At 41.8% G+C, this 25,006-nt stretch carries 22 protein-coding genes; 6 read left to right on the plus strand and 16 right to left on the minus strand.

Translation table 11 applies throughout. The features are described from left to right. Nucleotides 1-210: 210 nt before the first annotated feature. The 8 genes from H6F42_RS13615 to H6F42_RS13650 form a co-directional block, all read right to left on the minus strand. A complete protein-coding gene (locus H6F42_RS13615; protein WP_190399912.1) occupies nt 211-1,596 on the minus strand; it encodes an FtsX-like permease family protein in 1,386 nt (461 codons plus the stop codon). Between the two features lie 114 nt (nt 1,597-1,710). Continuing rightward, entirely contained in the window at nt 1,711-2,973 is a 1,263-nt protein-coding gene (locus tag H6F42_RS13620; RefSeq protein WP_190399913.1) for an ABC exporter membrane fusion protein, read from the minus strand. A gap of 158 nt (nt 2,974-3,131) precedes the next feature. After that, entirely contained in the window at nt 3,132-4,343 is a 1,212-nt protein-coding gene (argJ, locus tag H6F42_RS13625) for a bifunctional ornithine acetyltransferase/N-acetylglutamate synthase (RefSeq protein ID WP_190399914.1), read from the minus strand. Nucleotides 4,344-4,416: 73 nt separating this feature from the next. After that, the gene (locus H6F42_RS13630) at nt 4,417-4,890 is read right to left on the minus strand and encodes a thioesterase family protein (RefSeq protein ID WP_190399915.1); all 474 of its coding nucleotides are present in this window, start codon (nt 4,888-4,890) and stop codon (nt 4,417-4,419) included. A 132-nt stretch (nt 4,891-5,022) separates the two neighbouring features. After that, nucleotides 5,023-5,403: a DUF3110 domain-containing protein gene (locus tag H6F42_RS13635; protein WP_190399916.1), complete on the minus strand. Its 381-nt coding sequence runs from the start codon at nt 5,401-5,403 to the stop codon at nt 5,023-5,025. A 230-nt stretch (nt 5,404-5,633) separates the two neighbouring features. Further along, nucleotides 5,634-6,572, minus strand: coding sequence for a ribonuclease HIII (gene rnhC / locus H6F42_RS13640; protein ID WP_190399917.1), 939 nt, complete (start codon nt 6,570-6,572; stop codon nt 5,634-5,636). Nucleotides 6,573-6,614: 42 nt separating this feature from the next. After that, a complete protein-coding gene (locus H6F42_RS13645; protein WP_190399918.1) occupies nt 6,615-6,983 on the minus strand; it encodes a type II toxin-antitoxin system RnlB family antitoxin in 369 nt (122 codons plus the stop codon). 11 nt (nt 6,984-6,994) lie between these two features. After that, nucleotides 6,995-8,098: a type II toxin-antitoxin system RnlA family toxin gene (locus H6F42_RS13650; protein ID WP_190399919.1), complete on the minus strand. Its 1,104-nt coding sequence runs from the start codon at nt 8,096-8,098 to the stop codon at nt 6,995-6,997. 182 nt (nt 8,099-8,280) lie between these two features. Here H6F42_RS13650 and H6F42_RS13655 point away from each other — a divergent pair, with 182 nt between their 5' ends. The 3 genes from H6F42_RS13655 (at nt 8,281) to H6F42_RS13665 (ending at nt 11,649) form a co-directional block, all read left to right on the plus strand. Beyond that, nucleotides 8,281-8,823, plus strand: coding sequence for a WcaF family extracellular polysaccharide biosynthesis acetyltransferase (locus tag H6F42_RS13655; protein ID WP_190399920.1), 543 nt, complete (start codon nt 8,281-8,283; stop codon nt 8,821-8,823). 55 nt (nt 8,824-8,878) lie between these two features. Next, on the plus strand, nt 8,879-9,856 hold the full coding sequence (locus H6F42_RS13660; protein ID WP_190399921.1) for a class I SAM-dependent methyltransferase: 978 nt from the start codon (nt 8,879-8,881) through the stop codon (nt 9,854-9,856). A 143-nt stretch (nt 9,857-9,999) separates the two neighbouring features. Then, complete coding sequence (locus H6F42_RS13665; protein WP_190399922.1) at nt 10,000-11,649, plus strand: 2-isopropylmalate synthase; 1,650 nt, start codon at nt 10,000-10,002, stop codon at nt 11,647-11,649. A gap of 46 nt (nt 11,650-11,695) precedes the next feature. On the opposite strand, the gene H6F42_RS13670 is transcribed toward H6F42_RS13665, so the two are convergent. The 5 genes from H6F42_RS13670 to H6F42_RS13690 all read right to left on the minus strand — a co-directional run bounded on the left by H6F42_RS13670 (nt 11,696) and on the right by H6F42_RS13690 (nt 19,144). After that, the gene (locus H6F42_RS13670) at nt 11,696-13,417 is read right to left on the minus strand and encodes a DUF1565 domain-containing protein (RefSeq protein ID WP_190399923.1); all 1,722 of its coding nucleotides are present in this window, start codon (nt 13,415-13,417) and stop codon (nt 11,696-11,698) included. Between the two features lie 280 nt (nt 13,418-13,697). Further along, complete coding sequence (locus tag H6F42_RS13675) at nt 13,698-14,543, minus strand: carbohydrate ABC transporter permease (protein WP_190399924.1); 846 nt, start codon at nt 14,541-14,543, stop codon at nt 13,698-13,700. Between the two features lie 171 nt (nt 14,544-14,714). After that, nucleotides 14,715-15,770, minus strand: a complete 1,056-nt coding sequence (locus H6F42_RS13680) for a pentapeptide repeat-containing protein (RefSeq protein ID WP_190399925.1) — start codon at nt 15,768-15,770, stop codon at nt 14,715-14,717. Between the two features lie 17 nt (nt 15,771-15,787). Next, nucleotides 15,788-18,157 (minus strand): serine/threonine-protein kinase, encoded by a 2,370-nt coding sequence (locus tag H6F42_RS13685; RefSeq protein WP_190399926.1) that lies wholly within the window; start codon nt 18,155-18,157, stop codon nt 15,788-15,790. 471 nt (nt 18,158-18,628) lie between these two features. Next, the gene (locus tag H6F42_RS13690; protein ID WP_190399927.1) at nt 18,629-19,144 is read right to left on the minus strand and encodes a dihydrofolate reductase family protein; all 516 of its coding nucleotides are present in this window, start codon (nt 19,142-19,144) and stop codon (nt 18,629-18,631) included. A 239-nt stretch (nt 19,145-19,383) separates the two neighbouring features. Here H6F42_RS13690 and atpD point away from each other — a divergent pair, with 239 nt between their 5' ends. Together atpD and atpC are read left to right on the plus strand one after the other, a co-directional pair. After that, nucleotides 19,384-20,817, plus strand: coding sequence for a F0F1 ATP synthase subunit beta (gene atpD, locus H6F42_RS13695; RefSeq protein WP_190399928.1), 1,434 nt, complete (start codon nt 19,384-19,386; stop codon nt 20,815-20,817). Between the two features lie 5 nt (nt 20,818-20,822). Beyond that, entirely contained in the window at nt 20,823-21,227 is a 405-nt protein-coding gene (gene atpC / locus H6F42_RS13700) for an ATP synthase F1 subunit epsilon (RefSeq protein WP_190399929.1), read from the plus strand. A gap of 1 nt (nt 21,228) precedes the next feature. Here atpC and H6F42_RS22140 read toward each other — a convergent pair whose 3' ends face one another. The 3 genes from H6F42_RS22140 to glp form a co-directional block, all read right to left on the minus strand. Continuing rightward, the gene (locus H6F42_RS22140) at nt 21,229-21,351 is read right to left on the minus strand and encodes a hypothetical protein (RefSeq protein WP_277873870.1); all 123 of its coding nucleotides are present in this window, start codon (nt 21,349-21,351) and stop codon (nt 21,229-21,231) included. After that, on the minus strand, nt 21,352-22,626 hold the full coding sequence (locus H6F42_RS22320; RefSeq protein WP_347272311.1) for an RNA polymerase sigma factor SigF: 1,275 nt from the start codon (nt 22,624-22,626) through the stop codon (nt 21,352-21,354). Between the two features lie 305 nt (nt 22,627-22,931). Beyond that, on the minus strand, nt 22,932-24,194 hold the full coding sequence (gene glp / locus H6F42_RS13710; protein WP_190399930.1) for a gephyrin-like molybdotransferase Glp: 1,263 nt from the start codon (nt 24,192-24,194) through the stop codon (nt 22,932-22,934). Between the two features lie 82 nt (nt 24,195-24,276). Here glp and trmD point away from each other — a divergent pair, with 82 nt between their 5' ends. Continuing rightward, the gene (gene trmD / locus H6F42_RS13715) at nt 24,277-24,945 is read left to right on the plus strand and encodes a tRNA (guanosine(37)-N1)-methyltransferase TrmD (RefSeq protein WP_190399931.1); all 669 of its coding nucleotides are present in this window, start codon (nt 24,277-24,279) and stop codon (nt 24,943-24,945) included. The last annotated feature ends 61 nt before the right edge of the window (nt 24,946-25,006 follow it).

A 25,006-nucleotide genomic window follows, 5' to 3' on the forward strand; every position in this document is an offset into this window, starting at 1 on the left:
TAATACCAAATCACAAAATGGCTACGCCATTTTGTGATTTTAAACCCCAAGAATTAGTGGTGCGGCGCTTCGCGCCGCACCACTAATTCTTGGGGTTTAATGTCTAAAGCCCAAATAGTGTGAGGCGGCGCTTCGCGCCGCCTCACACTATTTGGGCTTTATATCCTAACAAGAATGGCGACAGCTAATTATCTAGCTATCACTAGATAATTAGCCAAATATTTCCGCAGGGTCAGCAGATTGAACTTTGCGGAGAGAAATCGCTCCTGAAATCACACACATAACGATCGTTAAAATCATCACAGGTATAGCCTTATCCCAGATATATAGCGGCAGTAAGGTCGCATTTTTGGTGAGATTGTATAAACCAAAGGAAATGCCTAATCCGGGAATAAAACCCAGAATTGACAATACAAAGGATTCCTGAATTACGATTTGAGCAAGGTAAAAATTGCCATAGCCCATCGCTTTTAGGGTCGCGTATTCGGCAAGGTGATCGGAAACATCGGTATAGAGAATTTGATAGACGATAACAATGCCAACAATAAAGCCCATTACCGTACCAAGGCTAAAGATAAAGCCGATCGCCGTACTTTTTTGCCAGTAGCCTTTTTCAAAATTGACATAGCCTTGGGCTGTCAAAATTCGCGTATCGTCGATCGCCGCATCTTCAGTTTTTTGGAGATCGGCAACGGTTAACTCAGATTTGGCAATAGTTACCTTATCTTTATTCTCTTCCAAAGTTAATTTGCCATCAGCACCGATGCGCTCTTGAAATAGCCCTTTAACTCGCTTACCATCTGGCACTAATTTCTCTCGGGGTAATACCACACTATCCCCCGGTTGAGAGCGAATAAATTCCAGCATAACCTCGTAAGCAGAAGCATTAGGTTGCAAATTGATTAAACCGACATTGATTAATCCTGAACGTCGATTATCAAAAATTCTTAAAAAGTTAGTATCGCTAGTAATCGTTGCCCCGTCAGCCGCAAAGGAAGCTCCTAATTCAAATAGTCCCCCAATCGAAATCTTGCGATTAGCCACTTCGCGGTTAACTTGGTTATTACAGGCAAAAGCTTCGTCATTAAACTTTGCCTTGAGCGCCAAAGTGCCACATTCGCCAACAATAGGACCGAATTCAGCACGGGAAGCACGATCAAATAAAACTACATCTTGTTTTTTGACATTGTTAATATTTAGCGCGGCTCCTGGCATTTTAAAAATAGAAGCATCAGGATTTGCTCCTAACACCAAAATGTTGCGAGTTTGTCCAGCAGGATCTTCTTGGATTTTCCAAGCCGCGATGCCAATATAAAGAGGGTTAACCGAAGACACTCCTTTTAATCCGCTGGCTTGATAGAGACGGCGTTGAGAGAAATTTCGCATCCCCACAAGGTTGGTTGACTGCGGACTAATAATTACCAGATCGCCTATTAGGTTTCCCTGCAAGCGCACAGCGCTAGTAAACAGGGCATCACGAAACCCTAATTGCAAGAACATTAAAACTACAGCAAAAGTAATACCTGCGATCGCCACTAATAATCGGCTTTTCTCGTAGGTAAGCTGTAACCATGCAAGTGGTACGGCAAAAATCATATTTTAAAAGCCAAATTCTCGAAGTAGAAATAAATAGGTTTTTTAAAACTAAAAATGGCTACGCCATTTTTAGTTTTGGTACTAAGCTCTTTTTTTAAAGAGCTTGCTGGAGGATTAAGTTTCAACTTTGACTCTGACTTGAAGATTGGTTAGCCCTGAGACTTTCTTGCTATCGTCTAGCTTAATCTTGACTTCGATAATCCGTACATCTGTCTTAGCCGCAGGATCAGTTCCTAGTACATCATTTTTAGCAATTTTTAAGCCAATACTATCGACTTTGCCCGTAATTTCACCTTCAAAGGCTTCACTCTCAATGTTAGCTTTTTGACCAACCTTGATTTTGCCAATATCGGTCTCATAGATTTCAGCAACCACATACATCTGGCTGGTATTACCGAGATCAATCACTCCATCGGCTTGGCTGACAACTTCACCAGTTTTAGAATTGATCTTCAGTACTTGTCCATCAATAGGGGCACGGACTTGAGCAAGATCTAAATCAACTTCGGCTCTTTTAACATTGACGATCGCTGTTTGTAACTGAGCTTCGGCGAACTGGATATCCGTGGGACGCACTTCTTGGACACTACTGAGTAGCCCCTGTGATTGTCGCAGTTGAAACTGAGCTTGCTGAATTTGCTGCTGAGCTTGGAAAAACTGTCCTTGTAAAGTTTCCACCTTGATCCGATAGCTATCCAGAACAGTTTGCGAGACTGCACCTTCTTTAAAGACTTGTAAAAATCGATTGTAATCCCGACCCGCAATTTCTAATTCGGCACGAATTCTATTAGCATTAGCTTCTAAGGATTTGATATTCGCCGCCGCCGACAGTACATTACCCTCTTGGGCAATGATATCGCCACTCTTTGCACCTGCTCTTACCTTCGCCAGATTACGCTCACTTTCTTGAGCTTGACTCTGAGCTTGGAGTAGCGCCGCCACTGAGCGATCGTAACTGTCAAGAATCGCAATGACCTGACCACGTTTCACGATATCGCCTTCCTTGACCATCAATTTCACAATCCGAGATGTGCCAAGTGCAGATGGCGAGGCAACTTTAATTACCTCTCCCTGTGGCTCCAAACGACCTAAGGCACTAATTGCTTTGGGCTGATCTTTGGCAGGGCTGCTAGTAGTTGGGGTTGCGACTGGTTGTGGTTGATTATTGCGACCCAGTACTAACCATGTACTTACGCCTAGGGCAGCACAAGCAATTACGATTAAAGGAATTAATAGTTTATTAGACCGCTTTGGTTCGATGGCATTCTTCATGGTGCTAGTAGTGCTGCTGGCAGCAATTCTTTGTGTATCTCCAGATATATTACTGATTTCTGTAGACGTTTCTACCTGTTTGTCCGCCTGTTCATCTACCTGCATATGCTTTTTGCCTCTTTTTAGCCTCTATAGGTTTAAAAATCTCATCGAGAAATTAGCCACAATTTTACTAAGCTATATCACCTTGCCCGTAAAGGAGACATCCTACATCAGCGTTAGCAAAAAGAGAAAGGATGTACAAGGTACATCCTTTCTCTTTTTTATGTAGTGTATTCGGCGTTAATTTTGACATAGTCATAGCTCAGGTCACAACCCCACGCAGTACCACTACCAGATCCATCACCCACGCCGACATTAATAATTACGGTGTCAGTTTTGAGATAGTCACTAGCGGCTTGGCGATCGTATTCCTGTGGAGTACCATCCTTCATCATCACAAAGTCGCCCAGTTGAATATTTAACAAATCTTGATTGAAATCTATGCCCGATCGCCCTGCGGCGGCAGCGATTCTTCCCCAGTTCGGATCATTGCCAAATACGGCGGATTTGACGAGGGATGAGCCGACAATGGTTTTAGCGATTTGGCGGGCGGCTTCCACACTAGAAGCTCCTGAAACATTCACCTCGATCATGCAGGTTGCGCCTTCACCATCACGGGCGATCGCCTTAGCTAAACTCATGCAGACTTCTTGGAGCATCACCTGTAATTTTTGCGCCGCAGCAGAATTTTCATCGGTCACAGTTACGCCTGCTTGACCATTGCACAGCGCTAAAACCATGTCATTAGTGCTGGTGTCACCATCGACGGTAACTTGGTTAAAACTGGCATCGATTGAGCTAGATAACATTTTTTGCCAGAGCTTCGGCTCTACCCCAGCATCACAGGTGACGAAACCAAGCATGGTCGCCATATTTGGATGGATCATGCCTGAGCCTTTGCAAATCCCACCAATTCTGACAGGCTTACCATCAATTTCTGTTTCAAGGGCAATACTTTTCGGCACAGTGTCAGTGGTCATGATTGATTTGGAGGCAGCTTCGCCACCATCGGGAGAAATCAAGGGCGCAATTTTGGCAATCCCTGCACGCATCTTATCCATGAGCAACTGCTTACCAATCACTCCCGTAGAGGCAACTAAAACCCCATCGACCGTATTTAAAGCCTTTTGGACAAGTTCGGCACACTCCACCGCATTGCGCCAACCCTCTGCGCCAGTACTGGCATTAGCTTGTCCTGCATTACACAAAATTGCGCTAACGGAGCCACCTTTGGCTAAGACTTCGCGGTTAAAGTCCACACAGGCGGCGCGAACACAGGACTTCGTAAATACACCTGCGGCGATCGCAGGGACATCGGATGCAATCAAAGTCAAGTCAGGAGCGCCCGATGGTTTTAGTCCTGCGGTGATACCTGTGGCTTTGTAGCCTTTTGCTGCGGTCACGCCGCCTGTGATTACTTGCCAATCTGCCATGATTTTTAAAATTTCCTCTGGATATTTTTTATTTTTTATTTAGATTAGGAGGTGAGATTTGTCCGCACTATATCTAAATTCCTGTAAGCTTGGCGATCGCCCCTTCTAACGAGCTTGGTAGCGATCGTAACAACTTACGTTTCTCAAAATCTACAGGTACAAGGGTAACCACTGCTGTTACACATAGATCTGTTTCCGTGCGAATTTGATATTCCCAATTGAGACGTACTTTGTCTGGCACTAACTTAGTCATCACTAAGACATCATCTCCCATCCTTGCGGAACGGTGGTAGCGCAGAGACATCTCGGCTACAGGCAAATCCACACCTGCGGAAACTAACTCTTCAAAGTTCATCCCGACTGATCGCATACATTCCACTCTAGCGGCTTCCATCCAAGTTAGATAAGTGCCATGCCAAACTACGCCTGAGTAGTCGGTATGGTGAGGATAGACATGGACGGGATAGTTAAACCAACCTTGAGTACTGCTGCTTGGCTCAAACTGGGTAATTTCACTAGTTAGGGTATTAGAAGATAAATTTGCCATGATGATCGTACCTAAAGGAATTTTTAAAATTTACTTCTTACATTGGGATGCGAGGTTGCTCTCATCCTAGCCACTCCCCAGTGAGTAAGGAGTGAGGCGCGGCAAAGCCAAGCACCACTCCCTATTCATGGGTTATAGTAAATTTTCTAGACGACGGCGCATCATGGCAATTACGGGATCTTCGACTGGTATTTCGTCTTCTGGTTCGGTTAGTTCTTGATGATCCTTAGACCAATCCGTTTTATCAACATTTTTTTCGGGCGGAACCAGCAAGGCATCGGTGGGGACAATGTTTAAGTCATAATTTGACTCTTGACAAAATTCTTCTAAATCTTCGCTGTTAATGCTTTCCACCGTTGGCGATAAAAAATCCTGTGCTTCTAGTAATCCAGCATAACGGATGGCATCATCCTCCTGCTCGAAAGCAACCACAATATTGTTGCCTTCAATTTCTAGGGTGTAGATACCTTCGTTATCGGTGTTAGCGTTAAACAGCAATACCCAAACTTGCATAGAAAAAACTCGACCGTTAGAAAAGCTTTAATATTGTATAACAATCCTAAATGGTTTGAGAGAGTGCGTCCCTGTGGGACGCACTCTCTCAAACCATTTATACCAATTTGTAATAGTGTCGTCACTTACTCTATTTTTATTTTTTATAAAAGTTTTATTTATTCTTCAAGATTTGCTTGCAATGAAATCTTACTTTGAGGCTTTTTCATGTCTATCTATAGTAATTGAAATCAAGCAAGTACTTCTTTTGTCGTTTTAAAATGAAGTTTCACCATCTTCTTTAAAATTTCATTGCCGTTCTTTTCAACCAATAGCCTTGCTACTTTAATTACTTCTTGAGAAGCCCCTTTTGGAAGATTTATTTCATATTGTTTTCCCAGCTTATCAAGCTTATTGATAAATCTTTCTCTCGCCAAAATAGAAGCGGCTGCAACAGCTACATTACTTTCAGCACGATGGGCTTGAATAATTTGTATTTTTTTGCCTTGTGCCTGTAGTTTTTCAAGTAGCAGACTCTCATCAGCAAATTGATCTACAATTGCTGTCTGGCATTCAACTTTAGATAAAATTTCTTCTATTGCTTTAGCGTGTGCCCAAGCTAATAAATCATTAAGTGATTTTTTCTCATTCTCAAGTTTTGAATATATCTGATTATATCGTTCGGCCGATATTTCTAAGACTATGAACTTATCTTTACAAATATATCTAATCCGTTTAGCAATTTCTAAGATTTTTGTGTCGCTGATGGATTTACTATCTTTTACTCCAAGATCAAAAAGTTTTTGTGAAATAAATTCATCTACATATACACAAGCAATAACTAAAGAGCCAAAATAGTCTCCCTTACCTGATTCATCACTACCAATAACAGGCAATATAACTGCATCAAAACTATTTGGTTTTACTGTTTGAGGTAAATCCCTAGTTTGATTGCCATTTAGATGTTTTATCAAGACTGAATTTTCGCTATTATCGAGTTGAGAAAAGTCAATTTTTACTTTGCCTTGATTATTTTGATAGACCCTAATAATACCTGACCACCCTAATTTACTAATAGAAAACTGTAAACCATAATTGATTTGCTTGTAGTCAGAAACTACAAAATCATTACTTAGAATTAAATGACGAAGATTTTCATATTCTTGAATTGCTTTACTAATGTCATTCATAATTTAAATTTGATTTAGTTAAATTGCTTTAGTTCATGATATTCAGTTGTAAATTAAATTAAATTTTTCCTCATCTAATAAAATGGTGCTGTTGTCTAATATAGATTTATGAGATTTATAAAACTCTCTAGTTTTCTTAATAAAAGATGCTTCTAAACTAGAGTATCCAATAACTTTCATTGATCGTCTGTCGATCTTTGCCTTGTTTACACGTGCTTCAACAAAACGATTTGAGCTATTACCATTAGAAAGCAATAAATCAAAGATAATTTTCCCGCTAAAGTCTAACTTGCCCAAATCTTTTTCTATAGTGGGCAAATAAGAAATAGGGTTCATATACGTCATAGAAAAAACTATTATCGTATGATTTGAGAACCTTTCAATTTCATATAGTTGTTTAGCATCGATCATTTTTATTCCAATTAAATTAATTGACTGTAAGCCCTATCGATTATCCTTATAACTTTCTCAATGATTTGACTTGCTTGATTTTGTGTTGGGATAAATCTACTAGCATCGGAAAAATCGTTCATATGAAAAAGCTCATGTCGTTGTTCTTTAAAGTAGGTATAGCAAACTTCCAATGCATCGCAGACTTTATCGTTGCCAATTTCATTTCTAAAATCAGGTTTTACTAAATAAGAGTTTTGCCTATTATCTATATAAAATATTCCTCCAAACGAGTTATTGTTTTCTCCTTCAATAGAATACCCAGCGTCAAACAATAATTTTCTCATAACTCCTTCAAGCGCTCTCAAAGATGGAAAAACATAACAACTATAGTCTGGCAAAGGAAGCGAAATATCTTTTAAAGTCCAGCTTGTACGGAGCATTTTAAGTATTCCATCAGCTAATTGGGTATAAGCATTTGGCAATAAAGATTTCAGTTCGGCTTCAACATTATCTTTATTTATTTCAGGGATATTAGCATCTTCTTCTCCCTTACTTACAATATCTACAAAACCGTCTAGATCTGTATATTGAGAAAGGAAATAAGTTGCTTGATCGTATCCATATAGAGGCTTACCTTGAATTACCAAAGTGTTAGTAGTCTTGAAGTAAGTTATGGTTAAAGAATCATTATATTGGCTGGTTAATCTTATAGCTTTTTTAATTGCGTCTTCTGGGATGTGGCTTATTGAAATTGGTGTTATTTCCAAATCCTCATTTTTAAGTTCTTGAAAAAACTCAATCATTGTATCAAAAGTCACTTTGTCTATATTTTTTACTGTGACAACAACTGACTTTCTATCATCATTAACCAAGTTGTTCTTAAGATAAACGGCTAGTAATTCTCCTTTGTCTGGATACTTGCCAAGTTTTGTATGAATGGTTGTAGTCCCATTGGTAATAAAAATAAAATCAACTGTAACGGGGCAACCCTCATGTTGATATTTTATCCTGTGAGTAGACTTAGAAACCTCACTATATTGATGGCTGGGGATATTATTGATTTGGCAAAATTTTTCCAAGGACTCCTTGAGACGGGTTCTATCTAAGTTAAGTTCCTTAAAATCAGATGACATTGACTATTCCTAAAATAAAGATGTGTTTTATGTTTTTATTTTACTTATTCTAAGTTTATATAGTAAAAAATCTGCAAGAATTATCAAAATAAAAATTTAACATTTATGTCTCAAGTGTATTAACGCAAAAAATGTCTATGTCATTTTGTACCTGAATAATAATCTAAGGAGAAAATATCGCTTTGCGTCTTGATCGCTACACTACAGGAACCTACAGCACAGGAGCATCCATCGTAAAACAATTACTTTGGTACTTTGTGGGATCGCCAATCGTCAAAAGTTACTTGATTCCTTTCTCAGGATTAAAAGTAAATGTGTTGCGTTGGTTTGGCGCAAAAATTGGGCAGGGAGTAAGAATTAAAACGGGAGTTAGGGTTAAATTTCCTTGGCGCTTAGTTATTCATGATTTTGTGTGGATTGGGGAGGATGCTTGGCTAGATAATCTGGATCTGATTACGATTGAGAGCCATTGCTGCATTTCTCAAGGGGTTTATCTTTGTACAGGCAATCATGACTGGAGCGATCGCGATTTTGCTCTCCAGACAGCACCGATTTATTTGGAAACTGGGAGTTGGATTGCAGCTAGGGCGACAATTGCCGCAGGGGTGCGGGTGGGGCAAGGCGCAGTTTTAGGCTTAGGTAGTGTCGCTACCCGATCGCTAGAGCCAATGACAATTTATAGTGGCAATCCCGCGATCGCGATTAAGTCACGTAAAATCAGGTAAGACTCAAGGTCTATGCCCTGTAGTCTTACCTTAGAAATTAAATTAAAAAATTATTATGACTGTTGCCAATTCAGCCCCTAGTTCACAAACACAACAAACCAAAGGTCAAACAAAAATTGGACTAGCTTCGCGATTAGTTAATGGCATTTTAGCGATCGCGCCTTTATTTAATATTGCAAAACAACGCGCTCGGAAAATGATGATCGAACGCGCTGAGTCGATGGGCGTAAACTGGCTGCAAATTGCTGCGGATTTGCAAAAACAAAATCTTGATGCAGAATTAGCCCAAGTTCAAAATCCTAACTTAACATATCCTGAATATTACCTAAAGCCTTTCCATGCCTATGAAGAAGGGAATCTGGGTTGGTTACCTGCAACCGAAGTAGAATCTGCTGCTTATGCTGTCCATTCCCGTATTTGGAATGATGACGAGCCTCCAGTTCAAGGCGATTCCCGCTTGCGCCAAAGCTACATTGATATTGTCAAATCAAAAATCACCAATCCGCCCCAAGACATTCTCGATATCGGTTGCAGTGTGGGCATGAGTACATTTGCACTGCATAACGCCTATCCTGAAGCAAAAATCACAGGCTTAGATTTGTCTCCCCATTTTTTGGCGATCGCTAATTACAATACCCGCACCAAGCATCCCGAACTTCTTGCATCGCAGCAAGTCAATTGGTTGCACGCCACAGCCGAAAGTACAGGCTTACCAGATAGTTCCTTTGATTTTGTTTCCTGCTTTCTGATCTTTCATGAATTACCTCAAGAGGCAACGCGCCAAATCCTTAGAGAGATGCGCCGTATTTTGCGCCCCAATGGTTATTTCACGCTCATGGATATGAATCCCGCTTCAGATATCTATAAAAAGATGCCTCCTTACATTTTGACTCTGCTCAAAAGTACAGAACCCTATCTTGATCAATACTTCTCCTTGGATTTGGCTGCGGAGCTAGTCGCCGCAGGTTTTGAAACTCCCACGATTATTCCGAATACTCCGCGCCATCGGACTGTAATCGCTAAAGCTGTGTAATCAAAAAAGCGATCAAAAAAGCGATGCAATGCATCGCTTTTTTTTAGGTTTGGTTTTGCTTACCAATTTCTAAGAAAAAGGCTAAGATTGCATTAGCGCAATGTTGAATTTTCACAATTAATATATTCATGAAATAACGCCCTATGTCTACATCATCAACACCATCAGAGTCTCATGTTGCTCAAGACCGCATTATCTTTTTTGACACCACCCTCCGCGACGGCGAACAATCTCCCGGCGCAACCCTTAACGTGGAGCAAAAACTGCTAATCGCTCAGCAACTAGCTCGACTTGGTGTAGACATCATTGAGGCGGGATTTCCCTTTGCCAGCAAGGGGGACTTCCATGCAGTCCAAGAAATCGCCAAACTCGTCGGCACAGAAAATGGCCCCACTATTTGCGGTTTAGCCCGTGCCACTAAGTCGGATATTGAGGCGGCGGCGGAAGCTGTAAAACCTGCGGCAAAAGGTCGGATTCATACTTTTCTTGCCACTTCCGATATTCATTTGGAGTACAAGCTTCGCAAGACTCGCGCTGAAGTTTTGGCGATCGTGCCAGAAATGGTCGCCTATGCTAAATCTAAGGTTGCAGATGTGGAGTTTTCTCCTGAAGATGCAGGACGCTCCGATCCAGAATTTCTCTATCAAGTTTTAGAAGCCGCGATCGCCGCAGGTGCATCGACCGTAAATATTCCTGACACAGTTGGTTATTTGACCCCATCAGAGTTTGGCACATTAATTAAGGGCATCAAGGACAATGTGCCAAACATTGATCGCGCCATTATCTCTGTGCATGGTCATAATGACTTGGGCTTAGCCGTAGCCAACTTCCTTGAAGCCGCTAAAAATGGCGCAAGGCAAATGGAATGCACGATCAATGGTATTGGTGAGCGTGCTGGCAATGCCGCCCTTGAAGAGTTAGTCATGGCTTTGCATGTACGTCGTTCCTATTTCAATACCTATCTTGGTCGTCCTGCGGAGTCTACGGCTCCCCTCTGCAACATTGATACGAAGCAGATTTACAAGACTTCGCGCCTTGTGTCTAATCTCACAGGGATGTTGGTACAGCCCAATAAGGCGATCGTCGGCGCAAATGCCTTTGCCCATGAGTCGGGCATTCATCAAGATGGCGTATTAAAAAATCGCCTCACCTACGAAATCATGGATGCCCAATCCATTGGCTTATCCGATAATTTGATTGTTCTTGGTAAGCTTTCGGGACGTAATGCTTTAAGCTCTCGCCTCAAGGAACTTGGTTTTGAACTCTCCGAACAGGAACTTAATGCTGCTTTTGTGCGCTTTAAGGAGCTTGCAGATAAAAAGCGTGAAATTAGCGATCGCGACTTAGAGGCGATCGTCAATGACGAAATCCGTCATGCTCCTGAAGCCTTCAAGCTCGATCATGTCCAAGTAAGCTGTGGCGATCGCGCCATTCCTACTGCAACTGTTACAGTCGTGATGCCTGATGGTCAAGAAATAACCGATGCTTCCGTTGGCACTGGACCCGTCGATGCCATTTATAAGGCAATCAATCGAATTGTGAATGTTCCCAATCAGTTGATTGAATACTCCGTCCAATCTGTAACCGCAGGTATTGATGCCCTTGGCGAAGTCACAATTCGCCTTAAGCATCCTGATGTGGGTACGCTTTCGGGACATTCCGCAAATACCGATGTAATTGTTGCCTCTGCTAGAGCTTATATCAGCGCCTTGAATAAGCTCTATTTCGCGCTTCAGACTCCAAATACAAAAGTAAGCGATCGCGACAATCTCAAAAAAGAAGCAGCACTATAATTTGTAATCCATAAAAAAAGAGACTGGGCAAGCCCAGTCTCTTTTTTTATGGATTGATTGATTCAATTCTGGCATTCAAGCCCTTTTGCGCCAGCCGCGACACCTGCACCTCCGCAATGCGGCGATCGCTATAGGCTCCGATTTGCACAACTAAGTAGCCATTTAGCCTTGATGCAAAAGAATTTGGCACAATTTGACGGACTTGCGCGACCGCATTAGGCGAACCAACAGGCACAACCACCCGATAACGCGGAGGCACTTGCGGCTTAAAATTTGTATTTCCCAGTGGGGCTATCTGGATTGGCTGATTAACTGGCTCTCCACTAGGAGGTCTCGAGACAACAGGACGTAAGCTGGAATTAATTTCCGTATTTGGCGGCACGGGTGAGTCAATTCTTTTGGGCGTAATTCTGATAATTAAAGGCGTAACAGGCTCGTACCAAAAGGGATTATTGGCTTGATTGCTAGCATTTGGTGACAGGGCATTTCTAACTAAGGCGGGAGGAGTATCAAGATTAGGCGCAAAATTCATAGTCTGACTAGTAGCAATCCTTTGTTCAAGTTGTTGATTGATATTGGCAAAGCGATCGCCTTTTATAGGAGTAGTTAGAGGCGTAGTTAAGGGAGAGCTTGGGGCGCTATTGCTGAAAGAAGGATTATTTCTTATGGAATTGGAATTAGCCGCCGCAAATAGATTGCTTGGCGGACGCACATTCGATAATTGTAAATTTCCTTTCACTCTTTTACTGTCTAATTGATTGCCAATCACAGCAACCGCATTACGGCTGACATTTTGTAGATCAAATATGCCATTTCCCTGAAAAACATTGCCCCCATCTTCATTGGGTTTACCTAAATCTGGAGTAGCCAAATCGGAAATAGTTAATCCATAGCTGCGATTATTCACGATCACATTGCCTCTCAACACAGGCTTAGCATTAGCTTGAATGAGAATCCCATTCTGATTTTGGGTAAAGGTGTTTTCCGTAATTTGCGGTGCGGCATCCTGACGAATACTCATGCCAAAGGTAGTTTGCTGAAATAGATTACCGCGAATATCAGGACTCGCCTCACCCTCGATCGCTAAGCCACTTGTACCATTCCGAAAAAATTGATTTGCCGAAATAATTGCTGTCGATTTGCCTGTAATTAAGATGCCATCATGCTGATTGTCTAAAAAAGTATTATTGGCGATCGCAGGACTCACATTCTCAATCCACAGTCCATAACCTCTGGGATTTGGGTTTGTTACCGTCACTCCCCGCAATTCCGCCCGATCCGCCAAAGCGATCGCCACATTTTGCGGAAATTTAGAAGCGGGTAAAAATGAACCGCCGCCCAAAATCGCGATCCCCTTGCCCTTATTGGCTTCATTCCCACGCAAAGTCACATTTGCTTGCAATCGAATCGGAAAGCGTTCACCTGTGGCAGTACTATAAGTTCCATTTGCTAATTGAATAATGCGCGAATTTCCATCTTGAATACGGCTAACGGCATAGGAGATGCTCTTGAAAGGAGATGCATTTGAGCCATTTTCAGGGCGATCGCTACCTGTTAGAGGATTAACGTAGAGAATAACAGGACTTGCTGATTCAGGATTATTCGTAACTTGATTGGAAATTTTGGAATTTGTGGAAGCCTTATTGTTGCTTTGGGCGATGACTGGGATAGCGATCGCATTACTTGCCAGAATACTTATCAAAGGAAGCAGATAGGTCATTTTATGAAAAATAAAACCTTGAAATGTCTTGCGGATGCTCATTTTCATGTATGGATAGCTTCTCTTGATGTTTATCGGAAATATTACAGCGATTATTCGATCAAACTAACTATAAGAGAGTTTTTGAAAGCGTTGCGAAGCAACGCTTTCAAAAACTCTCTTGATTTGGGTTTGAGCGCGAAGCGTTGTAATTTTTACTGCCCAAGTCTTTAAGAATCATAAACTACCCTAAGTTGAGATTTATGGCAAGTACTCAATTCCTAAATAAAAATGGCGGCACTTCGTGTCGCCATTTTTATGATAAAGGTGGGTGGCTTAGCCGCCTACCTTATCCTTTTACCCCAATACTTGCTTCTGTGGGAATGATATAGCGTTGGAGGAATATAAAAACTATAAATACAGGCAACATCGAAATCACCGAACCTGCGGCAATCAAGCGCCAATCCTCCGAAAAAGCACTAGCCAAACTAGCAATTCCCCTCGGCAATGTATAAAGTTCGGCTTTGTCAACGATCGCTAGGGGCCACAAGAAATCTCCCCACATCGCCACAAAGGTAAATACTGCCAACGTGGTCAAGGCAGGACGCGCCGCAGGTAGCATCACATGCCACCAAATCCCCATACTAGAGCATCCGTCCATCCGTGCCGCCTCTTCCATTTCCTTCGGCACACTTTGAAAGGCTTGACGCAATAAAAAAATGCCAAACGCAGAAATCACATAGGGAAAAATCAAGCCCGTGTAAGTATTTTTGAGATTTAAGTTCACTGCCAAAATATAAAGAGGAATCATCGTAATTTGAAAAGGAATCATTGTAGTTCCCACAATTGCCCAAAAAATCGGATCGCGTCCTTTAAAATCTAATCTCGCAAGGGGAAAGGCCGCGAGAGAGCAGAATAATAAATTTAAAATTACCGTAATTCCCGAAACAAAAAAGCTATTCCATAAATACAAATCGAATCGAGAATTTTTCCAGACCTTAATGAAATTGTCAAAGGTGGGCTGGGCTGGCAATAATTGCGGTACGGTTTGGAAAATATTTTCGCTAGGGGACTTAAAGGCAGTACTTACTAGCCACAGCAAAGGAAACACCGTTAAAGTAGCGATCGCAATTAAAATAAGAAATAAAGATATTTGACTTAAATTATTTAATAATTTTTGATTTTTTCTCTTCATACAGCCTAATTAAATTGATAGGATTTAACACTAGATTTTGGAAACTTTTAATAGTGGGGCTTCGCGGCACTATCAAAAGTTTTAGGGGGACGCACTTATTCAACTTGTTTATTTGGTAATTGCTGTAAGTTTCTTACTTCCATTTGCCTACAAAGCACCTCTAATTCTGACTTATCTTTGAACTTTGCCATCGGGAAGGGTTGCCCCTTTGAGAATTGCACCCACCAGATTAGCGCTACTTAATTCCGCACGATTGAGAATGGCATCCGTTAGATCGACATTTGTGAGATTAGTGCGAGCCAGATAGGCTTCAATTAGGTTAGCGCGAATCATTACAGCACCACTCAGATCGGCGCGACTGAGATCGGCTCGCGACAGTTTTACATCGGTCAGATCCGTTAACTGCATTTTGACTCGACTCGCCTTAACATCTGCCATGACTGCACTTCGCAACGAAACGCCATTAAGATCAGCATCGATCAAAATGGCGCGTTCCAGCTTAGCATTATCTAAAACCGAGCCTGAAAGTGTAGCACCACTGAGATTTGCCTCTGTCAGAAATATTCCTAACATATTGGCATTATTGAGTTTGGCTTCACTAAGATTCGCGCCACTCAAAGTCGCTTCTTGCAAATTAGCTCCCCTAAGATCGGCTTTATGCAAATCGGCTCCCGATAAATTAGCACCCCGCAGATCCGCCCCACAGAGAATCGCGCCATTCAGGCTAGCCGTACTCCGTTTTTTACGACTTGCATCTATGTCATGCTGATCGCCAACAGCACGTTCTTGTCGGAGATTGGCTCCCCGCATACAGGCTCCACTTAAGTTTGCGCCACTTAAGTTCACCGTTCGCATATCAGCATCTATCAAATTGGTATCCATTAAGTTTGCCAGACTTAGGTTTGCGCCAAAGAGAGTTGCGCCTTGGAGGCTTGCACCATGAAGATCGGCATTGGATAAATTGGTATTGCTCAAACTGGCTTGATTGAGATTAGCTCCACATAAATGAGCGCCTACCATTAAGGCTCCTCGTAAATTGGCGCGAGTCAAACAGGCAAAGGTGAAGACGGTACTATTCAAATAGGCTTTAGAGAAATTTACATCTAGCCAGTCAGTGCGATTGAGATTTGCGCCACTCAGTTTAATGCCCGTGAGATTTGCGCCACTAAAGTCGCGATCGCCTTTAGCATAACGACGGAGAATATCTTGAGAAGTAAGTGCTTCCATATCAAAAATCTTTTAGCTTATAAAAATTGGCAAGTTTCATCGTCATCACTATTGCTAATGATCGCACTAGGCTGAGTGAAGTCCGTATCTCCCGAAGGCGATAGACTACCTTCAGCAGGGTGACGCATTGATTTAGCTTCAAGCTGCTCGTATAGAGTCTGGATCACTTGGAGAATATAACTAGCTGACTGCTGATAGTCATTAGCTTCATTTAGCGATCGCGCCGTTTGCCAAACTATATTCTCAACTTTGGCAAAAGTCGGAAATGCATAAAATAATTGTCGCAGCAGTCCATCAATGGCATGAGTGTGAAGGTCTTGCCAGTTATCACGTTCAGCATCAAAGGGGTAATAGAGTACGGAAAACAGCAAAATCTTTGATCGCATCGGATTGCTAAATCGTAAAAGTTCCATTCTCAGATCAAACAGATCGCTAGCAATTTTATGGTCAAAGGGAACCTTGCGATCAATCTGGACATTAACTGGTTGTGCATACTGATCATTCGGTTGAGTATTAAAACCGTTAGTAGAACTATTTGAGTTAATAGAAGGATCTATCTCCTCAAAACCTTCAGAATATAGACGTTCTAACTTGGAAAGCAATAAATTGGCGATCGCGCTATATTCCTGCGGCTTGGAAACCCGTTGCACAGACTCCTTAACTAAAGCTAGCAGTTGCGAAAAGGTTGGCATAAAAGAAACCAACTCTTTTAATAAAGCCACCCAATCAATACTATTTAACTGGCGTGGATCATTCTCCCAAACATCTTGATAGGTATATAACAAAAGCTTTTTGAGGCGCATTTGCTGAGCATCCGTATCAATATCATGGGCAACCCATGCATAGATATTGTCAGGATCATTATCCTCAGTGGGATAGGGATCGAGTAAAGACAATTCATCTTGACTAAAGTTGAATTGCGGCTCCGATACAAAGGGAACTTCTGGAGGAGTTTCTTCTAATAAAACTTCAGAAGTTTTATTAGAATTACTGGATTGCGAAGTATCCAGAGGAGCTACCAGTTGGGCGGAGCCAGCATTAATCACCAAATGACTAACCGAATAGGCGATCTGTGGGGTAGCCTGAGCCGAAGAATTAGCCGCATTATGATTAAATTGGGAAGAACTAATAGCTTCTACAGGCTCAGATTTCGTTGATGGATAAAGTTTGGAAACTGTATTAAAAACAATTTTGGCAACTATTAAATATTGTTTTTGTTTCTGAACAGCTATAGTTTTGACAGCTTTAACTAAATTCTCTTTAATCGCGTCAATAGTTGGATATTGTTGATGTAAATCTTGAAGTAATTCCACGAAACTAAAATTATTCAAACGATTCAGGTCATTCTCTAAAATGCCTGTGCATACTAAACAAATTAATTTTTTAGCCCTTACAGGATCTTCACTCATTTCTAGATCATCAGATACATCTTGCAACAAAATCTCAAATTGACTGAGAACTGGATTTGGAGAATTGCTGGCAGTATCTGATGAGGGTTGTATTGATTGAATCTCTTCAGAGGGAAGAGAAGGGGTAACTGCACTAAAAACTGTTTGAGCTAGCGATCGCGTTAATAAAGGTTGTAAAGCTTCGAGAACCTCATGGGCGGTTTGATAGCGTTGCCGAAAATCATAACGCACCATTTTATCGATTACGTTTGCCAAGGTTGGGGTGACTTTAGCCAGATCGTGCCAATTAAATTCACTGGTTATAGGATCTTCAGGAATTTGATTAGGAGGTAAACCAATTAAGGCTTGGACAGCGATGATTCCCACGGCATAGATATCACTGGCATACATAGTTTTGCCGCTATATTGCTCGTTGGGCATATAGCCTGGGGAACCGATAACAAGGCTAGAAGTATGCCCTAACTGGCTAATGGGCTGAGTGCTGACCTCTTTGACTGCACCAAAATCAATCAGGACGATACGGCGATCGCTAGCTCGGCGAATGAGATTACTAGGCTTAATATCGCGATGAATGACTTGCTGGCTATGGACAAAATTAAGAGTTGCTAAAATATCCGTCAAAAAATCAATCGTGTACTGCTCTCCCAAGCACTGTCCACGTCTAATTTCTTGTGTTAAAACATCGCCTTCAATTAATTCTTGAGCGAGAAAAAACTCTTCATCTTCTTCAAAGTGAGCTAATAAACTAGGAATACAATCATGCTTACCTAGTCGATAGAGTACCTTAGCCTCTTTATCAAATAGCTCTCGCGAAATTTCTAATATATCTTCCTGCGAAGAAGCGGGTTTAAGCTGCTTAATAACACAAGAGGGGCGATCTGGTAAATATCTATCTTCAGCAATGAATGTTTGGCTAAAGCCGCCGCCGCCAAGTTGTTTGACGATTTTGTAGCGCCCAGTCAGAGTTTTACCGAGCATAGTCATTTTAGCCAGTAATAACAAGGATTTTATTAGAATCAGCAGGACAAGTTTTTGCTGATTCTAAACAACACCATTTTGACACTTCCTTAACTTGATAGCAAGTTAATTTTCATACAAATTTTTTGAATAAAATTACAAAATAATATTGGATAAGAAGTTGCTAAAAGTATTGATATACAGCAAAGCAAGAGTTAGCCAGTACAAACCAAAACCCAAAAAGCGAGTTGCGGCGCTTCGCGCCGTAACTCGCTTTTTGGGTTTTATGTCTTAAGCAAAACTTACTTTGCTATACAACATTTTCTATCAATTAAAAAATAAAAAATCAAGATCCTTCGCATCAAAAGAATAAGCATCATTGAAGCCTATAAAGATCTGAGTGCAATTAAATATAAAAACCCAAAATTTATGACGCACGCTGCGCGTGCACCATAATAATGGTAAGAGCGGCGCGAAGCGCCGCTCTTACCTCTACTTAGCAACGGAGTAAGTAAGCTGCACTAATCCTGTATTGAAAGATTGAGACTGCTCTAGCACTAAATTCAAGGTGGGTAAAGGTGACGTAAACAAAGGGATACCCTCTCCCAAAATGATCGGATGGATTGACAGGATAAATTTATCAATCAGATTATTTTCTAGGCAGGGCTTGGCGATCGCTGCACCACCGACTAACCAAATATCTTTACCTCCTTGCTTTTTTAGATCCTTAACAAAGCCGACTAAATCACTAGATACAAAAGTGACATTTTCGTCGCGATCGCTTTGAATAGTCCCAGAAAATACAAAACCTACTTTATCGGGATAAGGATAATCGCCCCAAGACTGGATCTGCTCATAGGTATTGCGCCCCATGATGAGGCGATCGATCGAACCATAAAAATCCTCATAACCATAGTCTTGATCGGTAAAAAGCCAATCAACCTCACCAGAATTACGCGCCACATAGCCATCTAAGCTAGTAGCAATATACAAAACTAATTTATCCATAGCAGAAAATCTAATCGTTTTCAGTAAACCAACGATCATTCGATAGCCATTAAATGATATTTTGAGAAGCGGTTAGCTTTATATGTAAGTGTAAATAATCAGACTATTGATTAAACTCAAAGTTTAAATCCCATAGTTTGAAATTGATGTATTGCATTTTCTTGCATATATCTCTTTGCACGTCATTTCATTGCAAATTTTTTAGATTCTGAGTTAAGAGGCTGGAGTAAACAGCAAGCATGGTAACAACCGCAGAGAAAGTATCCGTCGGGCGCATCACCAAGATCATCGGTCCTGTGGTCGATGCCGAATTCCCCAGTGGCAAAATCCCCGAAATTTATAACGCCGTTGTCGTAACTGGCAAAAACTCCGCAGGACAAGTCATTAATGTCACCTGTGAAGTACAACAATTATTAGGCGATAACCAAGTTCGTGCAGTTGCAATGAGTACCACTGACGGCATCGTTAGAGGTATGGATGTAACCGATACAGGCGCACCGATTACGGTTCCTGTTGGTCCTAACACCCTTGGTCGTATCTTCAACGTATTAGGCGAACCTATTGATGAATTAGGTCCTGTTACTACCGAAGAAAAATTCCCAATTCACCGCCCATCTCCTGCATTCACTAGCTTAGAAACCAAACCCAGCACCTTTGAAACGGGCATTAAGGTAATTGACCTTCTTGCTCCCTATCGTCGTGGTGGCAAAATTGGTCTATTCGGTGGTGCTGGTGTAGGCAAAACTGTATTAATCCAAGAATTAATTAACAACATCGCCAAAAAGCACTCTGGTGTGTCGGTGTTTGGTGGTGTAGGCGAACGTACCCGCGAAGGTAATGACCTCTACAACGAAATGAAAGAATCGGGCGTACTTCAGTACCTCGCTCTCGTTTACGGTCAGATGAATGAGCCACCTGGTGCGCGTATGCGTGTCGGTCTAACGGCTTTGACTATGGCGGAATATTTCCGTGATGTCTCCAAGCAAGACGTATTGTTGTTCATCGACAATATTTTCCGCTTTACTCAAGCTGGTTCGGAAGTATCCGCTCTGCTTGGTCGGATGCCATCAGCCGTAGGCTATCAGCCAACCCTAGCGACAGACATGGGTGCTTTGCAAGAGCGCATTACCTCCACAAATGAAGGTTCAATCACCTCTGTGCAAGCGGTATATGTACCTGCCGATGACTTGACTGACCCTGCTCCTGCAACTACCTTTGCTCACTTGGATGCAACCACCGTGTTGTCCCGTGGCTTGGCTTCTAAGGGGATTTATCCTGCGGTTGACCCCCTTGATTCCTCTTCGACCATGTTGCAACCAGGGATCGTCAGCGAAGAGCATTATCGTGTAGCTCGTGGCGTACAGGCAATTCTGCAACGTTACAAAGAGCTTCAAGATATCATCGCCATTTTGGGTCTAGATGAACTCTCTGAAGATGACAAGTTGGCTGTAGCCCGCGCCCGTAAGATCGAGCGTTTCTTGTCTCAGCCCTTCTTCGTTGCTGAAGTATTTACTGGTTCTCCTGGTAAGTATGTCACTCTCGAAGAAAGCATCAAGGGCTTTGACATGATCCTTAAGGGTGAACTCGATGAGCTACCTGAGCAAGCTTTCTATCTCGTTGGCAACATCGAAGAAGCGATCGAAAAAGCAGCAAAGCTAAAGGCTGGTAACTAAATATCATGACCCTAACTGTAAAAGTAATTTCGCCAGATCAAACTCTTCTGGACACTGTTGCAGAGGAAGTGATTTTACCTAGTTCCACAGGGCAATTGGGTATTTTGACCGATCACGCCCCTCTGATTTCGGCACTCGAAACAGGCGTGTTACGTTTTCGTAAAGATAAAGCTTGGTCTGCGATCGCCTTAACAGGTGGTTTCGCCGAGGTTGAAGAAAACGAAGTAACCGTTTTGGTGCGTAGTGGCGAATTAGGCAGCGAAATCAATGCTGAAGAAGCCCGCAAAAAACTTGATGAAGCTGAGCAAGCTTTGGCTGGTGTTAAAGCTGAAGATAAGCAAGGCAAGATTCAAGCTGAACAAGCTTTGCGGATGGCTCGCGCTAGAGTTCAAGCAACTACTGCTATCTAATTTAAATACTTTCGCGTTGCGAAAGATTTGATTCCATAAAAAAGCGATCGCTACTAGCGATCGCTTTTTTATGGTAGGCATAGGCAAGGGGCTTAAGCCCCTTGTTCTTGATAGTAGAGAGCAATCATTCAATCGGTGTAGCCAAAATCTTTTTGAGGGCAATTAATCCTTTTTTAAGTTGTCGTGAAACCGTGACAGCACTAATCCCCAGTGTTTCAGCAACTTCGCGATGGGTAAATTCCTTTAAAAATACAAACTCCACCACTTCACGGGTACGATCTTCTAATAAATCGAGAGCTTGCTGTAAACGCAGATTGTCTTCTTGGGCTAGTTGAAAACTTTGATATTTTTGATCGGTGACCAGATCGCCGATAGAAGTTGAGCTATCTTCGCTTTGATCGATGGGGGTATCGAGACTAATAGGCGATCGGTTTTGACAGGCGAGTTTGATGTCATACCATTCATTTACACTAATTCCCAATTCATCGGCTATTTCTTGGCTAGATGGTTCGCGCCCCATCTCTGTCCGTTTGTTGCGAATAATTTTGCAGCCTTGGTTATAGGTGGTTAGCCATGCGCGAGGCATTCTGACCGTTGGACTTTTATCACGTAAATAATGTTGGATTTCCCCCTTAATATATGGCACGGCAAAGGAACTGAAAGCATTGCCCTTGCTGACATCAAATCTTTCGATCGCATTAATTAACCCAATCGAGCCTACCTGCATTAAGTCTTCAAAACTTTCTTGGCATTGATGTGTCCAGTGATAAGCTTCGCGGCGGACTAGTCCGATATTCAGATTAACGAGTTGATTGCGGAGCTTAATCGATGGCTTCGCCCGATAGGCTTGCAAAATTTCGAGGGTTTCTTGTTTGCGGGTGAGCGTGATTTGAGAATCTACCTCATCGGACTGAGTCGGCTGATTGCGATTGTCTAGCTCTTGTCTTTGCAAAAAATTATGGAGGTGTTGATGGATGTGAGAACGGGCGAATTCTGAAAAATTTGTATCTTGCTCAGGATTAAATTGGAGGAGGGCTTTTTTTAAGCCTTGCTTACCGATTTCGATGAGTTCGCGATCGCTTTCACGGCGTTCTCCTGTTCTTATATTCGTGACTCGACGCTCATTGATCACAGGACGATCTTTAGAACGGCGATCAGCAACTCTAGTTTGATTAATTAAAGAAATTGGCAAATTAGAAATTGTTTCACGGATTAACCCCATGTAAACTTCGATAAGCTTTTCCTGTAGGTTTTCACTGGGGGAAATCCTATAGGCTTTTAGCAGCGTGAGAATATTTTCGTTAGTGAGATGGTTGGAATCTAATGGCATACCGCAGACATCCTCAACGATGTAAGCGGCGAATAGATATGCCCAACACATAAGATGAGAACTTTGCATACATGTGCTTGATACCGATAGTTGTCAACTGCACACAGATTAAAGGAACTAGTAAATTACTTAATTTCTCTCGTAGCCCACTTAGTCTATTCCAAGACTACTAAAAGTTGTAAATAATGTAAAAATAAGTTTTACAAACTACTATTACTTTCATATTTTTATAACATCTAGATTATACATCCATAGCTGTTCTCATTCTTGTTAGGACACAAAACCAGAAGACGAGTTCTGACACTTTGCGCCGCAACTCGCTTAATTGCAAGTGATTACCGCTATAAGTAGCTGGGCGTACTCTCTTAAAGCATTTAGATAAGCATGATGAGGGCTTCATCGCCAGCAGGAACATAGGTTTGATTGACTCGCAGTATCGCGATCGCATTTGTGCCGATCGCACTAATTAAATTGCCTGAACTGTAGTTATGAGTAGGCTGAAAGGTGGGAATTCCCTTTATATAATTGAGTTTCCCCCACAAATAGGTTTCCCGTCTACCTTGAGCGTGTAAATCCTCTGTAGTAATGGCTTGGATGAATTGAGGATGCCAATATATTTCATTAGCTCCATTTAACTTGGCGATCGCCCCCCGAATAAACCGCCAGAAGCTCATCATTGCGGAAACAGGATTTCCAGGTACTCCAAAATAGAGAATTCTATCCTCACTTCTATTCACAATGTGAATAGAAGTGAAAGAAGCAACGGTGAGAGGTTTTCCGGGTTTAATCGCTACCGACCGAACATGGATATCGGCTCCCATTTTTTCTAATATTTCATCTATATAATCATAATCACCGACCGAAACTCCGCCCGATGAAATGACAATATCGGCGTTATGAATAGCCTGTTCCATGATTTTTTCTAGAATTTCTTGATCATCTTGGACAGTTCCATAGGGAATGGCGATCGCTCCTACTTGTTGGACTAGGGCGGATAATGCGTATACATTGGAATCAATGATTTGACCAGATTGAAGGGCTTCTGAATTTTCGAGGCTGACTAACTCTTGACCTGTAGAAATAAGTGCGACTTTTGGCTGACGATAAACTTTGATTTCCTGACATCTTGCGGAAGCTAAAGCTCCAATTTCCGTGGCTCCAATTTTTGTACCTGCTTTAAGGAGAGTTGTGCCAGCTTTAATAAATTCACCTTGGCGGCGAACATATTCTCCTTGAGTGGGTTTAATTTTAAGCTTTAACAAATTCTCTATGCGCTCAGTATCTTCCTGCATAATTACGGTGTCAGCACCCTTTGGCAACATTCCCCCTGTAAAAATTCGGACACATTCACCTTGTTTTAAAGACTGGGCGATCGCCTTTCCTGCGGGAATATCTTCGGAGGCGATCGCTAATTTAAAATTTTGCAAGTCTTGCACATCCGTAATGTCGTCATAATTCAAAGCATAGCCATCCATTGCTGAGTTATCCCAATGGGGAAAGTCCAATTCACTTTTAATATCTTCAGCAAGAATTCGGTTTAGCGCTTGAGATAAGGGTAAATTTTCACTATCAATTTCAGGATTAAAGGGTTTTACTAAATTTAAAATTATTGCTTCGACTTCAGATACAGGCAACATATAAATACACCAATGCTATTTTTTGAAAGTCTCACTCAGTGAGACTTTCAAAAAATAGCATTGGTTCGGGTAAAATTTATTTATGCGTATAGATATTGTTACCCTCTTTCCTGAATTTTTTACTTCGCCATTGCAGACAAGTTTGCTAGGGAAGGCGATCGCTAATCAAATTGCGGAGGTACATCTCACTAATCCCAGAGATTTCACCACCGATAAGCACCATCGCGTAGATGATGAACCTTACGGTGGCGGTGTGGGAATGTTGATGAAACCTGATCCTATTTTTGCGGCGGTTGAATCACTGCCAATTTTACCTAAGCGGGAAATTATCTATATGACTCCGCAGGGGGAGCCAATGAAGCAAGCAATGTTTAAGGAATTAGCGAACTACGATCAGCTAGTTCTTATTTGTGGAAGTTACGAAGGTGTGGATGAGCGGGTATGCGACCATTTAGTAACTCGTGAAGTTTCCCTTGGAGATTTTGTGCTGACCTGTGGCGAGATTCCTGCTCTGGCGCTAATTAATGGAGTGGTGCGCTTGCGCCCGGGGACAGTTGGGAAGGAAGATTCGCTTAAGTTTGAAAGTTTTGAAGATGGATTGTTAGATTATCCACAATATACCAGACCACCCGTTTTTCGCGGTTGGGAAGTTCCCGAAATTTTGCGATCGGGAAATCATAAACTGATTGCCGAATGGAGAAAGGAGCAACAAATTTTAAGAACAAAACAACGTCGTCCTGATTTACTGTAACTAAAATATAAGGTGAGCATTGCTCACCTTATATTTTAGTTACAGCCTAAAAATAGACCTT

Source organism: Pseudanabaena sp. FACHB-1998, from assembly GCF_014696355.1.
Lineage (GTDB): Bacteria > Cyanobacteriota > Cyanobacteriia > Pseudanabaenales > Pseudanabaenaceae > Pseudanabaena.

Coding starts and splice junctions, on each gene's coding strand:
- rnhC (WP_190399917.1), bottom strand. CDS start 6,572: ATGAATGACATTAGTAAAGCAATTCAAGAATATGAAAATCTTCGTCAT.
- H6F42_RS13685 (WP_190399926.1), bottom strand. CDS start 18,157: ATGCTCGGTAAAACTCTGACTGGGCGCTACAAAATCGTCAAACAACTT.
- H6F42_RS22320 (WP_347272311.1), bottom strand. CDS start 22,626: ATGCAAAGTTCTCATCTTATGTGTTGGGCATATCTATTCGCCGCTTAC.
- H6F42_RS13675 (WP_190399924.1), bottom strand. CDS start 14,543: ATGAAGAGAAAAAATCAAAAATTATTAAATAATTTAAGTCAAATATCT.
- H6F42_RS13635 (WP_190399916.1), bottom strand. CDS start 5,403: ATGCAAGTTTGGGTATTGCTGTTTAACGCTAACACCGATAACGAAGGT.
- H6F42_RS13665 (WP_190399922.1), top strand. CDS start 10,000: ATGTCTACATCATCAACACCATCAGAGTCTCATGTTGCTCAAGACCGC.
- H6F42_RS13660 (WP_190399921.1), top strand. CDS start 8,879: ATGACTGTTGCCAATTCAGCCCCTAGTTCACAAACACAACAAACCAAA.
- H6F42_RS13650 (WP_190399919.1), bottom strand. CDS start 8,098: ATGTCATCTGATTTTAAGGAACTTAACTTAGATAGAACCCGTCTCAAG.
- argJ (WP_190399914.1), bottom strand. CDS start 4,343: ATGGCAGATTGGCAAGTAATCACAGGCGGCGTGACCGCAGCAAAAGGC.
- glp (WP_190399930.1), bottom strand. CDS start 24,194: ATGTTGCCTGTATCTGAAGTCGAAGCAATAATTTTAAATTTAGTAAAA.
- atpC (WP_190399929.1), top strand. CDS start 20,823: ATGACCCTAACTGTAAAAGTAATTTCGCCAGATCAAACTCTTCTGGAC.
- H6F42_RS13680 (WP_190399925.1), bottom strand. CDS start 15,770: ATGGAAGCACTTACTTCTCAAGATATTCTCCGTCGTTATGCTAAAGGC.
- H6F42_RS13690 (WP_190399927.1), bottom strand. CDS start 19,144: ATGGATAAATTAGTTTTGTATATTGCTACTAGCTTAGATGGCTATGTG.
- trmD (WP_190399931.1), top strand. CDS start 24,277: ATGCGTATAGATATTGTTACCCTCTTTCCTGAATTTTTTACTTCGCCA.
- atpD (WP_190399928.1), top strand. CDS start 19,384: ATGGTAACAACCGCAGAGAAAGTATCCGTCGGGCGCATCACCAAGATC.
- H6F42_RS13620 (WP_190399913.1), bottom strand. CDS start 2,973: ATGCAGGTAGATGAACAGGCGGACAAACAGGTAGAAACGTCTACAGAA.
- H6F42_RS13615 (WP_190399912.1), bottom strand. CDS start 1,596: ATGATTTTTGCCGTACCACTTGCATGGTTACAGCTTACCTACGAGAAA.
- H6F42_RS13645 (WP_190399918.1), bottom strand. CDS start 6,983: ATGATCGATGCTAAACAACTATATGAAATTGAAAGGTTCTCAAATCAT.
- H6F42_RS13670 (WP_190399923.1), bottom strand. CDS start 13,417: ATGAAAATGAGCATCCGCAAGACATTTCAAGGTTTTATTTTTCATAAA.
- H6F42_RS13630 (WP_190399915.1), bottom strand. CDS start 4,890: ATGGCAAATTTATCTTCTAATACCCTAACTAGTGAAATTACCCAGTTT.